This is a genomic window from Erythrobacter cryptus DSM 12079 (assembly GCF_000422985.1).
Taxonomy (GTDB): domain Bacteria; phylum Pseudomonadota; class Alphaproteobacteria; order Sphingomonadales; family Sphingomonadaceae; genus Erythrobacter; species Erythrobacter cryptus.
Genome location: NZ_AUHC01000001.1, coordinates 257,022 through 271,778 on the forward strand (window position 1 = coordinate 257,022; position 14,757 = coordinate 271,778).

A 14,757-nucleotide genomic window follows, 5' to 3' on the forward strand; every position below is an offset into this window, starting at 1 on the left:
CGCCCGAGCCGCCAAGGGCGCAGAACAGCACTTCGTCCTTGGGGGAAAATTCCTTGGTCACGATTGTCCTTACGTTGGCGATCTTCAGGCGGTTTCGGCCTGGCGGGCAAGGATGGCAAGGCCATCGAGCGTGAGATCGGCATCGACATGGTCGAAGATGTCGCTCGCCTCGTCGAACAGGATGGCAAGCCCGCCGGTGGCCACCACCTTGGCCGGCCGGCCGATCTCGGCCTTCATCCGTGCGACCATCCCCTCCATCATCGCGACATAGCCCCAGAACACCCCGATCAGCATCTGGTCCTCGGTGTTGCGGCCGATCACGCTGCGGCTTTCGGGCACGCGGATGGCGATTCGCGGCAGCTTGGCGGTCTTGCCCACCAGCGCATCGAGCGAAAGGTTGATGCCCGGGGCGATCGCGCCGCCCTTGTAGGCGCCGGTGTAATCAATCGCCTCGAACTTGGTGGCCGTGCCGAAATCAACGACGATGAGGTCGCCGCCATACTTGTGGTGGGCGGCAAGGATATTGACCGCCCGATCGGCCCCGAGCGAGGAGGGCTGATCGACATCGATGGCAAAGCGCCAGCGCGCCGCCCCCTGCCCGGCAAACAGAGGGGTGATGCCGAAATATTTCTGCGCCAGCACGGTGAGATTGTGGTCGGCGCGCGGCACCACCGAGGCGATGATGATCTGCGTGATGGCGCTGCGCTCCACCCCCTCGATCTTGAGCAGCTGGAGCAGCCAGACGGCATATTCATCCCCGGTGCGGCGCGGATCGGTGGCGATGCGCCAGCGCGCGCGGATGGTGTGGGTTCCATCCACGCCAAGGTCGACAAGCGCAAAGACGACATTGGTGTTCCCGACATCGGCGGCAAGCAGCATGGGGCCGGTCCTCTCTCGCTTTAGGATAAGTCGCCTGCGCGAATGGCACGTTCGCGGCCATCCGCCAAGCGCAGCCGCAAGGCCCCGTCTGCCTCATCGAGCCCGGCGAAGGTGCCGGTGATGCGCGCGCCGTCGCTGTCATGCACGGTGACGGGCGTGCCCGGGGCGTGGATTGATCGCAACAGGAAGGCCGAAAGGATCGGCGCAAGGCCAAAGGTGCGCCAGGCAGCAAGGCGCTCGGCAAAGCACGCGGCAAGACGCGCGGCAAATTCCTCGGGCGCGGGCGTTGCGGTGACATCTGCGAGCGCCGCCGTCCGGCGTTCGGGCACCTGCGGTGCGTGAGCCAGATTTACCCCGATCCCGATGATGATGCGCCCTTGCACCATCTCAAGCAGGATGCCGGAGAGCTTGCCGCCATCAAGGAGCACGTCATTGGGCCACTTGAGGGCCAGCGCCGCCCCCTCACCTACCTGCGCCGCAGCGGCATCGTGCACCGCCAGCGCGGCAACGAAGCTGAGGCTCGCCGGTGGCGGATCGCCGGGGCGCAGTATGACCACGCTCGAGCCCATGAAATTGCCCGCCCCGTCGAACCATTGGCGCCCCTGCCGCCCACGCCCGGCGGTCTGGCGCCGCGCCACCAGCCAGTGCCCCTCGGCCCAGCCCTCGCCGCGCCGGATCGCCGCGGCAATATCGGCGTTGGTCGAGCCGGTCTCGTCGAGGAGGGTAATCAAACCGCGAGGAACAGGGCTGAAGCGGCCTTGTCGGCAAGGTCGCTGAGCGAGCGGGTGAGGAAATAGCCGAGCGGCGAGACGATCACCGCGGTCAGGCCCAGCAGCACCCAATGCGCCGCGCCGCTGCGCCCAGTGATCACCCCGGCGGGCGGATCGAAGAACATCACCTTGACGAACTTGATGTAGTAGAAGGCCCCGATCACGCTCGCCGCGATGGCGATGGCGCCGAACGCAACGAGCCCGGCCTCGACCGTCGCCTGGAACACCACGAACTTGGCATAGAAGCCGAGCAGCGGCGGTATCCCGGCAAGGCTGAACATGAAGATGAGCAGCGCCGCGGCCAGCGCCGGACGGGTGATCGATAGGCCGCGGATATCGGCAAAGGTCTCCATCAGGCTGCCATCCTCGCCGCGCAACATCAGCAGCGCAACAAAGCTGCCAAGGCTCATGACAACATAGATGAACAGATAGACCAGCATCGCCGCCGCCCCGCTGTGATTGGCCACCGCAAGACCAAGCAGGATAAAGCCGATATTGTTGATCGAGGAATAGGCGAGCAGGCGCTTGAGGTTCTCCTGCCCGATCGCCCCCAGCGCCCCGAAGATGATCGAGGCAAGCGCGGTGAACATCACGATCTGCTGCCAGGCGGCAACCTGCGCGCCAAACACCTCGAACACCACCCGCGCGGTGAGCGCCACCGCCGCCACCTTCGGCGCGGTTGCAAAGAAGGCGGTGACCGGCGTGGGCGCACCCTCATAGACATCAGGCGTCCACATGTGGAAGGGCACGGCGCTGATCTTGAAGGCTAGCCCTGAGAGGACGAAGATCACCCCGAACAGGGCGCCATAGCCAAGCTCGCCCGAAAGCCCGGCGCGCACCGCGGCAAAGCCGGTGCTGCCGGTAAAGCCGTAAAGCAGGCTCATGCCATAGAGCAGGATGCCCGAGGCCAGCGCCCCGAGAACGAAATATTTGAGCCCCGCCTCGCCCGAGCGCGCATCGCGCCGCAGGATCGCCGCGAGCACATAGGCCGAGAGGCTGTTGAGCTCGAGCCCGAGATAGAGGCTCATGAAATCATTGGCCGAAACCATCAGCCCCATGCCGACGCAGGCGAACAGCACGAGCACCGGATATTCGCCGCGCATCCCGCGCTCGCTGCCAGCGGCGGGGCTGGCGAAGAAGGCGGGCGCAACCATCAGCGCGCCGATCGCGGAAAGATAGATCAGCGCCTTGGCGAAAAGGGCAAAACCATCAACCTTGATGAGGCCGCCAAAGCCCAGCGTCGCCGGCCCCTCGGCGCCGCCGTGCAACCCGGGCACCAGCAGGAAGCCGGCAACGAACAGTGCCGCTGCCGCCCCGATGGCGATCTGGCGCGCGCCCTTGTCGCCGCTCCAGGCTACAACCAGTAGCAGCACGAGCCCGGAAACGCTCAGCAGCAGATCGGGAATGATAAGGCCGAAGGAATGGGCAAAGTCCATCAGTGCGCGCCCTCCTTGGCGCTTGCATGATCAGCGCTTTGATGATGCTCGATGGCGTTGGCGGGCCCGCGTGGGGCGCCTGCGGCAAGCTGCGCATCGCCCTTGGGCGCCGCGGCGGCAAGACGCGCATCGAGCGCGGCAATATCGGCGCGCATCGGCGCAAGGAAGGTCTCGGGATAGACCCCCATCCACAGCACCGCCGCCGCGATCGGGGCCATCATTGCCCATTCGCGCGCGGTGATATCGGGCATGGCGGCGGCATCGGCATTGCTCTGCGCCCCGAAGGCAACCCGGCGGTAGAGATAGAGCATGTATGCCGCGCCAAGGATGATCCCGGTGGTGCACACCAGCGCCACCGTGCTCGAGATCTGATAGATCCCGGCGAGCGAGAGGAACTCGCCGACAAAACCGCTGGTGCCGGGCAGGCCGATCGAAGCCATGGTGAAAAGCAGGAAGAACAGCGCGTAATAGGGCATGTTCGTTGCCAACCCGCCATAGCGCGCGATCTCGCGGGTGTGCAGCCGGTCGTAGATCACGCCGACGCACAGGAACAGCGCGCCCGAGACGAGGCCGTGGCTCAGCATCACGATCATCGCCCCTTCGAGCCCCTGCACGTTGAAGGCGAACAGGCCGACGGTGACGATCGCCATGTGCGCGACCGAGGAATAGGCGATCAGCTTCTTCATGTCGGCCTGCACCAGCGCGACCAGCGAGGTATAGACCACCGCCACCATCGAGAGGGCAAAGACCAGCCAGGCAAACTGCGCGCTCGCCTCGGGGAACATCGGCAGGCTGAAGCGGATGAAGCCATAGCCGCCGAGCTTCAGGAGCACACCGGCAAGGATCACCGAGCCGGCGGTGGGCGCCTGCACGTGGGCATCGGGCAGCCAGGTGTGGAAGGGCCACATCGGCACCTTGACCGCAAAGCTGGCGAAGAAGGCGAGCCACAGCCAGGTCTGCGCCTGCGGCGGGAAGTCATATTGCATCAGCGTCGGGATGTCGGAGGTGCCCGCCTCGGCCACCATCCACAGCATCGCGATGAGCATCAGCACCGAGCCGAGCAGGGTATAGAGAAAGAACTTGTAGCTCGCATAGATGCGGTTGTCGCCGCCCCACACCCCGATGATGAGATACATCGGAATGAGGCCCGCCTCGAAGAAGACATAGAACAGGAACAGGTCCTGCGCGGCGAAGGTGCCGATCATCAGCACCTCCATGAACAGGAAGGCGGCCATGTATTCGCCCACCCGCTTGTCGATCGCCTCCCAGCTGGCAAGGATGCAGATCGGCATCAGGAAGACGCTCAAGAGGATCAGCATCAGCGCGATGCCGTCGATCCCCAGCGCCCAGGCAAAGCCGGCGAAAAGCTCGGCCCGCTCGGTGAATTGCCACTGCGGACCGCCGATCTCGTAGCCCGACCAGAGCACGAGGCCGAGCAGGAAGGTGACGAGCGTGGCCACGAGCGCAATCAGCCGCGCGGCCTGCGCCCCGGCAAACAGGCAGAGCAGCGCGCCCATGAGGGGCACGAGCATCATCAGCGAAAGGAGAGGAAGGCCTTCCATGAGCGAAGCGCGCTCCTAAAGCAAAACGTAGGTGACAGCCGCGACCAGCCCCAGCAGCATGATCAGCGCGTAGGTGTAGACATAGCCCGACTGGAGCGACCTTGCGGCAAGCGAAGAACGCGCCACCACCGCGGCAACGCCATTGGGCCCGAAGCGATCGATCGTGCCGATATCGCCCCACTGCCAGAAGATCCGGCCAAGCGCGAAGGCGGGCCTGACGAAAAGCGCGTCGTAAACCTCGTCGAAATACCACTTGCGATAGACGAAGTTGTGAATGGCACCGAAACGCTGCACGAACTTCGCCGGAAGCTCGGGCCGCGCGATATAGGCAAGGTAGGCCCCGGCAAGGCCGATGAGCATGACGATCAAAGCCGTGTATTTCACCCAATAGGGCACGGAGTGCATCGCGTGGATCAGCGCCTCGTTGTAAAAGATCGAACCGTTCCAGAAAGCCGCGCTGTCGAGGAAGCTCGGGGCAAAAACCTGCCCCGCGGCAACCGCGCCCAAGGTGAGCACGCCCAGCGGCACAAGCATCGAGAGCGGGCTTTCGTGCGGGTGATAGCCGCCGGTGGTGTCGGCGCCCGCTTCCTCCGGCGTCTTGTGCACGGCGTGCTGGATGTGTTCGCTCTCGATCCAGCGCGGCTTGCCCCAGAAGGTGAGGAACATCAGGCGCCAGGAATAGAAGCTGGTGAGAAGCGCCGCGAAAGCGCCCGCCCAGAAGGCGAACTGCCCCGCGCCATTGCCGCGCGCAAAGGCGGCTTCGAGGATCGCGTCCTTCGACCAGAAGCCGGCAAAGCCGAGCCCGAGGTGATAGACGCCCAAGCCTGTGATCGCCAGCGTGCCGGCCATCATCGCCCAGAAGGTGAAGGGAATGTGCTTCCTGAGGCCACCATAGAAGCGCATGTCCTGCTCATGGTGCATGGCATGGATCACGCTGCCTGCGCCGAGGAACAGCAGCGCCTTGAAGAAGGCGTGGGTAAAGAGGTGGAACATCGCCGCGCCATAAGCCCCCACCCCGGCGGCGAAGAACATGTAGCCAAGCTGTGAGCAGGTCGAATAGGCGATCACCCGCTTGATGTCCCATTGGGTGGTGCCGATCGTGGCAGCAAAGAAGCAGGTCGCCGCGCCGATGATGGTGACCAGCGCCAACGCGGTCGGCGCGGTCTCGAACATCGGCGAGAGGCGGCAGACCATGAACACGCCCGCCGTCACCATAGTTGCCGCATGGATCAGCGCGGACACCGGGGTCGGCCCTTCCATCGCGTCAGGAAGCCAGGTGTGCAGCCCGAGCTGCGCGCTCTTGCCCATCGCCCCGATGAACAACAGGATGCACAGCACATCCATGGTGTAAAGGCGCATCCCCAGGAAGGTGATGGTCGAGCCGCTCATGCCCGGCGCAGCGGCGAGGATCTCGGGGATCGAGGTGGTCTGGAACACGAGGTAAGTGCCGAAGATCCCCAGCATGAAGCCAAGGTCGCCGACGCGGTTCACCACGAAGGCCTTGATCGCCGCGGCGCCCGCACTCGGCTTCTGATACCAGAAGCCGATCAGCAGGTAGGAAGCCAGGCCCACCCCTTCCCAGCCAAAGAACATCTGCACCAGATTGTCCGCCGTCACCAGCATCAGCATCGCGAAGGTGAACAGCGAGAGATAGGCAAAGAAGCGCGGCTGATCAGGATCCTCGGCCATGTAGCCCCAGGAATAGAGGTGCACCAGCGCCGAGACCGAGGTGATCACCACGAGCATCACCGCTGTGAGCGTATCGACCCGCAAGGCCCAGTCGAAGCTGAGCGTGCCGCTTTCGACCCACTTGAGCACGCGCACGACCTCGGCGCTCTCGCTCCCCGAGAGGTAGCCAAGGAAGATCGGCCAGGCGAGCGCGGCGGAAAGGAACAGCGCAGCCGTGGTCAAGGACTTCGCCGCAACATTGCCGATCATGCGGTTGCCCAGCCCCGCAACGAGCGCAGCCAAAAGCGGCCCGAAGGTGATGATGAGGATCGGATGCACGAGCGCCTTACCCCTTCATCCGGTTGATATCATCGACCGCAATGGTGCCGCGGCTGCGGAAATAGATCACCAGGATCGCAAGGCCGATCGCGGCCTCGGCCGCGGCAACGGTGAGCACCAGCATGGCAAAGACCTGCCCCACCAGATCTTGCATGAAGGCGCTGAAGGCGACGAGGTTGAGGTTGACGCTGAGCAGTATCAGCTCGACCGCCATGAGGATCACGATCACGTTCTTGCGGTTGAGGAATATCCCCAGAACCCCGAGCACGAACAGGATTGCCGCGACGGTCAGGTAATGTTCGATCCCGATCACAGTTCGATCCCCTTGCCCACTTCGGGCCGCTTCATCACCACGGCTTCCTCCGGACGGCGGCGAATTTGCTTGCCGACATCCTGCCGCGCCCGCGCGCCCGGCCCGGGCGGCTGGAAGGTGAGCACGATCGCGCCGATCATCGCCACCAGCAGGATGATGCCCGCCACCTCGAACAGGAGGATGTAGCGGCCATAGAGCAGCGCCCCGAGCGCCTCGATATTGGGCACATCAGCCGGCTGCAGCGCCGCGCCATCGGGCGTGCCCAAACGGATGCCCCCAGCCTGCCAGGCGCCCACCCCGAGGAGCAGCTCGGCCAGCAGCACCGCGGCAATGGCAAGGCCGAGCGGGGCATTGCGGGCAAATCCTGCGCGCATCGCGGCAAAATCGATGTCGAGCATCATCACCACGAAGAGGAACAGCACCGCAACCGCGCCGACATAGACGATCACCAGCAGCATGGCGATGAACTCGGCGCCGACCAGCACCATCAACCCGGCGGCGTTGAAGAAGGCGAGGATCAGCCACAGCACCGAGTGCACCGGATTGCGGGCCATGACGACCATGACCGCGCTGGCGACCACAATCGTCGCGAAGAAATAGAAGGCGATGGCCTGTATCATGCTTGTCCCCAACCCCTAGCCCGCCCCTTGCAGGAGCGAGGCCGCGGGGGCCGTCCGAAATAATCCCAATTTGCGCTTCCCGGAGCCGGCGCAGGTTGCTGTCCGGGCGCGCGTGGCTTTGTGTTCGGCGCCCCCTAGCGATAGGGGGCGTCGGCTTCAAGATTTGCCGCGATGGCCCTTTCCCACTTGTCCCCGTTCGCCAGCAGCTTGGCCTTGTCGTAAAGCAGCTCCTCGCGGGTTTCTGTGGCGTATTCGAAATTCGGCCCCTCGACGATGGCATCGACCGGGCAGGCTTCCTGGCAAAAGCCGCAGAAGATGCATTTGGTCATGTCGATGTCGTAGCGGGTGGTGCGGCGGCTGCCGTCTTCACGCGGTTCGCTCTCGATGGTGATCGCCTGCGCCGGACAGATCGCCTCGCACAGCTTGCAGGCGATGCAGCGTTCCTCGCCATTGGGATAGCGGCGCAAGGCATGCTCACCCCGGAAACGGGGGCTGAGCGGCGCCTTCTCGAAGGGGTAGTTGATCGTCACCTTGGGCTTGAAGAAATACTTCAGCGTCAAGGCATGGGCCTTGAGGAAGTCCCAGAGGGTGAAGGATTTGATCAGGTGGGAAACGCTGGTCATGCGAAATGCCCCATGGCCATGAGATAGCCGGAAGTGGCGGCAACAAAGACGAGGCTCATCGGCAGGAACACCTTCCAGCCAAGCCGCATCAGCTGGTCGTAGCGGTAGCGCGGCACGGTCGCCCAGATCCAGCTGAACATGAAGAAGAAGATGAAGGTCTTGACGAGGAACCAGACGATCCCCGGCACCGCATAGAGCGCCGGAATGACGAACGGCGGCAGCCACCCGCCCCAGAACAGCAGCGTGTTGAGGCTGCACATGAGCAGAATGTTGGCATATTCACCCAGCCAGAACAGCGCGAAGCTCATCGAGGAATATTCGGTCTGGTAGCCCGCGACCAGTTCGCTCTCGGCCTCGGTGAGGTCAAACGGTGCGCGCGCGGTCTCTGCGAGCGCCGAGATGAAGAACACCACCCACATCGGGAACAGCAGCGGGTGCACCGCATAGGCGTTGATGAGCCCCAGCCCGAAACCTTGTTGCCCGTTGACGATGCCCGAAAGGTTGAAGGTGCCGGCAAACAGCACCACGCATACGAGCACGAAGCCGATCGAGACTTCGTAGGAGATCATCTGCGCCGAGGCGCGCATCGCCGAGAAGAACGGGTATTTGGAGTTCGAGGCCCACCCGCTCATCACCACGCCGTAAACCCCCATCGAGGAGATCGCGAGAATGTAGAGGAGGCCCACATTGATGTCCGCAATCACCATGCCCGCATCGAAGGGGATCACCGCCCAGGCCGCGAGCGCCACGGTGAAGGTGATGATCGGCGCGATGAGGAAGATGCCCTTGTTCGCGGCCGAAGGGATGATGGTTTCCTGCAAGAACACCTTGATCCCGTCGGCAAAGCTCTGGAGCAACCCGAAGGGCCCCACCACATTGGGCCCGCGCCGCAGCATGATCGCGCCGAGCACCTTGCGGTCGACATAGATCACCATGGCGACGCTGAACATGACGAGCAGCGAGACGATCAGGATCGCCGCAAGCGTCGCCACGGCCCAGGCCCATTCATAAGAAAGGCCAAGCGATTGGAAGAAGGCGGTCATTCCGCGGCCTCCTTGAAATCAGCCCCGTGGAGCAGTTCCTGCGAGCAGCGCTGCATCACCGCGCTGGCGCGGGCGATGGGGTTGGTGAGGTAGAAATCCTTGATCGGATAGGCCGCAATCTCGCCCTCGAACCTGGCGGCGCTGTCGGCCTTGGGAAGCGCGCCGAAATCGGCAAGGCCCTCTTCGCCCAGCGCCGGAACCGCGGCGATCATGGCGGCCTGAAGCTCATCAAAACTGTCGAAGCCCACGCGCACCCCCAGCGCATCGGCCAGCGCGCGCAGGATCGTCCAGTCCTCGCGCGCGTCCCCCGGGGCAAACACCGCCTTTTCGGCAAACTGTACGCGGCCCTCGGTGTTCACATAGGTGCCGTCCTTCTCGGCATAGGAAGCGCCCGGAAGAATGATGTCGGCGTGATGCGCGCCCTTGTCGCCGTGGTGGCCGATATAGACCTTGAGAGCGCCGGCAAAGGGCGCATAGTCCATCTCGTCGGCGCCGAGGCTGAGCAGCACCTTGGGGTTGGCCGCGGCCAGCTCGGCCATGCCGCCCGGCAGCGTGAAGCCGAGCATCAGCGAGGCCATGCGCGCAGCCGAGATGTGCAGCACATTAAAGCCGTTCCACTCCTCCTTCACGAGGCCGAACTTGTCGATGAGCTTCAAAGCGGCCGACAGCGCGCCCCTGGCCAGCGCCGCCGCGCCGAGGATCACCGCCGGGCGCTGCGCTGCCTTCATGACGTCACCCAATTCCTTGGGCACGCGGTTGAGGATCTTGAGATCGCTGCCGAGGAAGGTCGCCGGATAGGTGGTCTCCCATTCCGGCCCGATGATGAACACCCTGGCCCCGGCCTTGACCGCCTTCCTCAGGCGCACATTGAGCAGCGGCGCCTCCCAGCGCACGTGGCTCCCGATGATGAGGATCGCATCGGCAGTCTCGATCCCGGCTAGCGTGGAATTGAAATTGACTGCCGCGAGGTTCGACACGTCATAGGTCATGCCGGTCTGGCGCGCCTCGGTAAGCTGCGAGCCGCAGGCATTGATGAGCGCCTTGGCGGCAAACATGGTCTCGGCATCGACGAGATCGCCCGCCACCGCGGCGATGCTGGCCTTGTCGGCGCCGAGCACGGCGGCGATGAGGTCAAAGGCCTCGCGCCATTCGCCCGGCTGTAAGCGGCCCTCGCGCCGGATCCACACCCGATCGAGCCGCCGCCGGGTGAGGCCATCGACCTGGTAGCGGCCCTTGTCTGAAAGCCATTCCTCGTTGACCTCGTCATTCACTCGCGGCAACGCGCGCATCACCTCGCGCCCCTTTGAATGGAGCGTGATATTGGCGCCGATCGCATCGGAAACATCGATGCTCAGGGTCTTCTTCAGCTCCCAGGGCCGGGCCTCGAAGGCATAGGGGGCGCTGGTGAGCGCGCCCACCGGGCACAGATCGATGACATTGGCCGAAAGCTCGTGGCGCGCGGCGCGCTCGAGATAGGTGGTGATCTGCGTGTCCTCGCCGCGATAGAGCGCGCCGATCTCGTCCACCCCGGCGATTTCTTCGGAAAAGCGCACGCAGCGGGTGCAGTGGATGCAGCGGGTCATGATCGTCTTGATCAGCGGGCCCATGTATTTCTCGGTGACGGCGCGCTTGTTCTCGGCAAAGCGCGAGGTGCCGCGCCCATAGGCCATCGCCTGGTCCTGCAGATCGCATTCCCCGCCCTGGTCGCAGATCGGGCAATCGAGCGGGTGGTTGATGAGCAGGAACTCCATCACCCCCTCGCGGGCCTTCTTGACCATGGGGCTATCGGTGCGGATCTCCTGCCCATCGGCAGCCGGAAGCGCGCAGCTTGCCTGCGGCTTGGGCGGCCCGGGCTTCACCTCGACGAGGCACATGCGGCAATTGCCCGCAATGGAGAGGCGCTCGTGATAGCAGAAGCGCGGGATTTCCTTGCCCGCCAGCTCGCAGGCCTGGAGCACGGTGGCGCCTGCCGGCACCTCGATCTCGACGCCGTCAACGGTGACCTTGGGCATTACTCGGCTGCCTCTTGGAATTGTGCGCTGCGTTCATGGATCCGCCGCTCAAGCTCGGGGCGGAAGTGGCGGATGAGGCCCTGGATCGGCCAGGCCGCGGCATCGCCCAGCGCGCAGATGGTGTGGCCTTCGACCTGCTTGGTGACTTCCTGCAGCATGTCGATTTCCTCGATCGCCGCGTCACCCGTGCGCAGGCGTTCCATCATGCGCCACATCCAGCCCGTGCCTTCACGGCAGGGGGTGCACTGGCCGCAGCTTTCGTGCTTGTAGAAATAGGACAGGCGGCTGATCGCGCGGACGATGTCGGTGGACTTGTCCATGACGATGACGGCCGCCGTCCCGAGGCCGCTGCCGAGTTCCTTCAAGCCATCAAAATCCATCGGCGCATTGCGGATCTGCGCGGCCGGCACCAGCGGCACCGATGAGCCGCCGGGGATCACCGCAAGCAGGTTGTCCCACCCGCCGCGGATGCCGCCGCAGTGCTTCTCGATCAGCTCCTCGAAGGGGATGCTCATCGATTCTTCCACCACGCAGGGCTTTTCCACATGGCCCGAAATCTGGAACAGCTTGGTGCCCTTGTTGTTCTCGCGCCCGAAGCTGGCGAACCAGTTGGCCCCGCGCCGCAGGATGGTGGGCACGACCGCGATGCTCTCGACATTGTTGACCGTGGTCGGGCAGCCATAGAGTCCTGCGCCCGCCGGGAAGGGGGGCTTCAACCGCGGCTGGCCCTTCTTGCCCTCGAGGCTCTCGATCATCGCGGTTTCTTCGCCGCAGATATAGGCCCCCGCGCCGCGGTGCATGAAGACGTCGAAGTCATAGCCCGACTTGCAGGCATTCTTGCCGATCAGGCCGGCGGCATAGGCCTCGTCGATCGCCTTCTGGAGCGTTTCGGCCTCGCGGATATATTCGCCGCGGATGTAGATATAGGCCGCGCGCGCACGCATGGCGAAGCCCGCCAGCAGCGCACCTTCGATGAGCTTGTGCGGATCGTGGCGGATGATCTCGCGGTCCTTGCAGCTGCCCGGCTCGGATTCATCGGCATTGATGACGAGGAAGCTCGGGCGGCCATCGCGGCTTTCCTTGGGCATGAAGCTCCACTTGAGCCCCGTGGGGAAACCCGCCCCGCCCCGGCCGCGCAGGCCAGAGGCCTTGACCTCCTCGATGATCGCATCGGCCCCGCGCTCGAGCAGCGCCTTGGTATTGTCCCAATCCCCGCGCGCCTGCGCAGCCTTCAGGCCCCAGTCCTGAAAGCCGTAGAGGTTGGTGAAGATGCGGTCCTTATCCGCGAGCATTGCTGCTGTCCTTCCCTTTGGCGCGCTTGAGGCGCACCAGCGCAATCACCTGAAAAACAAGGGCCAGGCCCATCACGATCACGCCCATCTCGTAAGGCCCGGTGACGGTGAGCACCGCGCCAAGGGCAAAGCCGGTGAGCCCCAGCATGGCAAGGAGGAGCGTGAGCGGGTTCATCCGATCACCCCCTGGCTCCACAGCCCGGCCAGCACGGCGATGATCAGCAGGATCACACCCACGCGCAGCAGCCCCATCAGCACCTTGTAGGCGATGAAGGCGAGCACAGCCGCGCCAACCAGGGAGGCGATCGCGCTCACCTTACCACTCGCTCCGGTAATCGTGATTCTCGTGCACCATCTCCTTCAAGGTGGTCGGCCCGCCCAGCGGTTCGCTGGTGTGCCGCCCCGGCTCCTGCGTGCCGGTCTTGGGCTGCTCGCCGCGCGCGAGCGCATCGAGGATGGCATCGAGCCGTTCGGGCGTCAGATCCTCGTAATTGTCGTCGTTGATCTGCACCATCGGCGCGGTGGCACAATTGCCCATGCATTCGACTTCGGTGAGGGTCCACAGCCCATCATCCGAGACCTCGCCCTTCTTCATCCCCCGCTTCTTGCAGGTGGCGATGAGATCGTCGCTCCCGCGCAGCATGCAGGGCGTGGTGCCGCACACCTGCACGTGGAATTTGCCCACGGGCTTCAAGTTATACATGAAGTAGAAGCTGGCGACCTCGAGCACGCGGATCACCGGCATGTCGAGATACTTGGCGACATATTCGATCACCGGCAGCGGCAGCCAGCCCTGCGTGCCGGTCTCCGCGCCGACCTGCCGCTGGGCGAGATCGAGCAGCGGCATCACTGCCGAGCGCTGGCGGCCCGGCGGATATTTGGCGATGTGCCAATCGGCGAGCTTCTTGTTCTCAGGCGTCCACGCGAAGCCGCCCCAGCGGGCGCGCAGTTCGGGGGTGTCGGGAGCGGGGGTACGGTCAGCCATTATCGGTCACACTCCCCGAACACCACGTCGATCGCGCCCAGAATGGCGGTGACGTCGGGCAGCATGTGCCCCTTGGACATGAACTCCATCGCCTGGAGGTGCGAGAAGGCGGTGGGGCGGATCTTGCAGCGATAGGGCTTGTTGGTGCCATCGCTCACCAGATAGACGCCGAACTCGCCCTTGGGGCTTTCAGTCGCCACGTAAACCTCGCCCGCAGGCACGTGGAAGCCTTCGGTGTAGAGCTTGAAGTGGTGGATGAGGCTTTCCATCGATTGCTTCATCTCGCCCCGCTTGGGCGGCACCACCTTGCGATCGGTGCTGGCGATCGGCCCGCCCGGCATGTCGCGCAGACACTGGCGGATGATCTTGGCGCTCTCGTAAACTTCCTTCACCCGCACCATGAAGCGATCATAGCAGTCCGAATTGGTGCCCACGGGCACATCGAACTCCATGCGATCATAGACATCATAGGGCTGGCTCTTGCGCAGATCCCAGGGGATGCCCGCAGCGCGGATCATCGGGCCGGAAAAGCCCCAGGCAATCGCATCCTCGCGGGCAACCACGCCGATATCGACATTGCGCTGCTTGAAGATGCGGTTGTCCATGACGAGGCTCATCGCATCCTCGAACAGCTGGAAGAAGCGGTTGTCGAGCCAGGCGCCGATATCGACCAGCAGCTTCTCCGGCACGTCCTGATGCACTCCGCCCGGACGGAACCATGCCGAATGCATCCGCGCGCCGCTCGCCCGCTCGAAGAAGGTGAGGCAATCCTCGCGCAGATCCATGATCCACAGGTTCGGCGTGAAGGCGCCGACATCGAGGATATGCGCCCCCATGTTGAGCATGTGGTTGCAGATGCGGGTGAGTTCCGCGAACAGCACCCGCAGATATTGCGCGCGCAGCGGCACCTCGAGGTTCAAGAGCTTCTCGATCGCCAGCACATAAGAGTGCTCCATGGCGAGCGGCGAGCAATAGTCGAGCCGGTCGAAATAGGGGAGCGCCTGCAGATAGGTCTTGTGCTCGATCAGCTTCTCGGTGCCGCGGTGGAGCAGGCCGACATGCGGGTCGATCCGCTCGATCACCTCGCCATCAAGCTCCATCACCATGCGCAGCACGCCGTGCGCGGCCGGGTGCTGGGGGCCAAAATTGATCGTGTAGTTGGTAACGATCTCGCCCTCGGTGGTGGGCGATTCTTCCTTGGTAAGGGTCATTTCT

Annotated in this window: 15 protein-coding genes; all 15 read right to left on the minus strand. The window is 64.2% G+C overall.

The window, feature by feature from the left end:
* Positions 1-84: 84 nt before the first annotated feature.
* A complete protein-coding gene (locus tag G524_RS0101240) occupies positions 85-879 on the minus strand; it encodes a type III pantothenate kinase (protein ID WP_027442072.1) in 795 nt (264 codons plus the stop codon).
* Positions 880-899: 20 nt separating this feature from the next.
* Entirely contained in the window at positions 900-1,610 is a 711-nt protein-coding gene (locus G524_RS0101245; protein ID WP_027442073.1) for a biotin--[acetyl-CoA-carboxylase] ligase, read from the minus strand.
* Positions 1,607-3,085 (minus strand): NADH-quinone oxidoreductase subunit NuoN, encoded by a 1,479-nt coding sequence (gene nuoN, locus G524_RS0101250; RefSeq protein ID WP_027442074.1) that lies wholly within the window; start codon positions 3,083-3,085, stop codon positions 1,607-1,609. Before nuoN ends, G524_RS0101245 begins: the two co-directional genes overlap by 4 nt.
* Positions 3,085-4,647, minus strand: coding sequence for an NADH-quinone oxidoreductase subunit M (locus G524_RS0101255; RefSeq protein ID WP_027442075.1), 1,563 nt, complete (start codon positions 4,645-4,647; stop codon positions 3,085-3,087). The genes nuoN and G524_RS0101255 overlap by 1 nt, the downstream gene beginning before the upstream one ends.
* Before the next feature lie 15 nt (positions 4,648-4,662).
* Positions 4,663-6,654, minus strand: coding sequence for an NADH-quinone oxidoreductase subunit L (nuoL, locus tag G524_RS0101260; protein ID WP_027442076.1), 1,992 nt, complete (start codon positions 6,652-6,654; stop codon positions 4,663-4,665).
* Positions 6,655-6,661: 7 nt separating this feature from the next.
* Entirely contained in the window at positions 6,662-6,967 is a 306-nt protein-coding gene (nuoK, locus tag G524_RS0101265; RefSeq protein ID WP_027442077.1) for an NADH-quinone oxidoreductase subunit NuoK, read from the minus strand.
* Positions 6,964-7,587 (minus strand): NADH-quinone oxidoreductase subunit J, encoded by a 624-nt coding sequence (locus G524_RS0101270; RefSeq protein ID WP_027442078.1) that lies wholly within the window; start codon positions 7,585-7,587, stop codon positions 6,964-6,966. The genes nuoK and G524_RS0101270 overlap by 4 nt, the downstream gene beginning before the upstream one ends.
* Before the next feature lie 134 nt (positions 7,588-7,721).
* Positions 7,722-8,210 carry an NADH-quinone oxidoreductase subunit NuoI gene (gene nuoI, locus G524_RS0101275; protein WP_027442079.1) on the minus strand — a complete coding sequence of 163 codons (489 nt, stop codon included), beginning with the start codon at positions 8,208-8,210 and terminating at the stop codon, positions 7,722-7,724.
* Positions 8,207-9,253 carry an NADH-quinone oxidoreductase subunit NuoH gene (gene nuoH / locus G524_RS0101280; protein ID WP_027442080.1) on the minus strand — a complete coding sequence of 349 codons (1,047 nt, stop codon included), beginning with the start codon at positions 9,251-9,253 and terminating at the stop codon, positions 8,207-8,209. Before nuoH ends, nuoI begins: the two co-directional genes overlap by 4 nt.
* Positions 9,250-11,265 (minus strand): NADH-quinone oxidoreductase subunit NuoG, encoded by a 2,016-nt coding sequence (nuoG, locus tag G524_RS0101285; RefSeq protein WP_027442081.1) that lies wholly within the window; start codon positions 11,263-11,265, stop codon positions 9,250-9,252. The genes nuoH and nuoG overlap by 4 nt, the downstream gene beginning before the upstream one ends.
* On the minus strand, positions 11,265-12,557 hold the full coding sequence (nuoF, locus tag G524_RS0101290) for an NADH-quinone oxidoreductase subunit NuoF (RefSeq protein ID WP_027442082.1): 1,293 nt from the start codon (positions 12,555-12,557) through the stop codon (positions 11,265-11,267). The genes nuoG and nuoF overlap by 1 nt, the downstream gene beginning before the upstream one ends.
* Complete coding sequence (locus tag G524_RS0101295) at positions 12,544-12,732, minus strand: hypothetical protein (RefSeq protein ID WP_027442083.1); 189 nt, start codon at positions 12,730-12,732, stop codon at positions 12,544-12,546. The genes nuoF and G524_RS0101295 overlap by 14 nt, the downstream gene beginning before the upstream one ends.
* Complete coding sequence (locus G524_RS16945; protein ID WP_169447823.1) at positions 12,729-12,872, minus strand: hypothetical protein; 144 nt, start codon at positions 12,870-12,872, stop codon at positions 12,729-12,731. Before G524_RS16945 ends, G524_RS0101295 begins: the two co-directional genes overlap by 4 nt.
* A gap of 1 nt (position 12,873) precedes the next feature.
* Positions 12,874-13,542: an NADH-quinone oxidoreductase subunit NuoE gene (nuoE, locus tag G524_RS0101305; RefSeq protein ID WP_027442084.1), complete on the minus strand. Its 669-nt coding sequence runs from the start codon at positions 13,540-13,542 to the stop codon at positions 12,874-12,876.
* Positions 13,542-14,753, minus strand: coding sequence for an NADH-quinone oxidoreductase subunit D (locus G524_RS0101310; RefSeq protein WP_027442085.1), 1,212 nt, complete (start codon positions 14,751-14,753; stop codon positions 13,542-13,544). The genes nuoE and G524_RS0101310 overlap by 1 nt, the downstream gene beginning before the upstream one ends.
* Between the last annotated feature and the right edge of the window lie 4 nt (positions 14,754-14,757).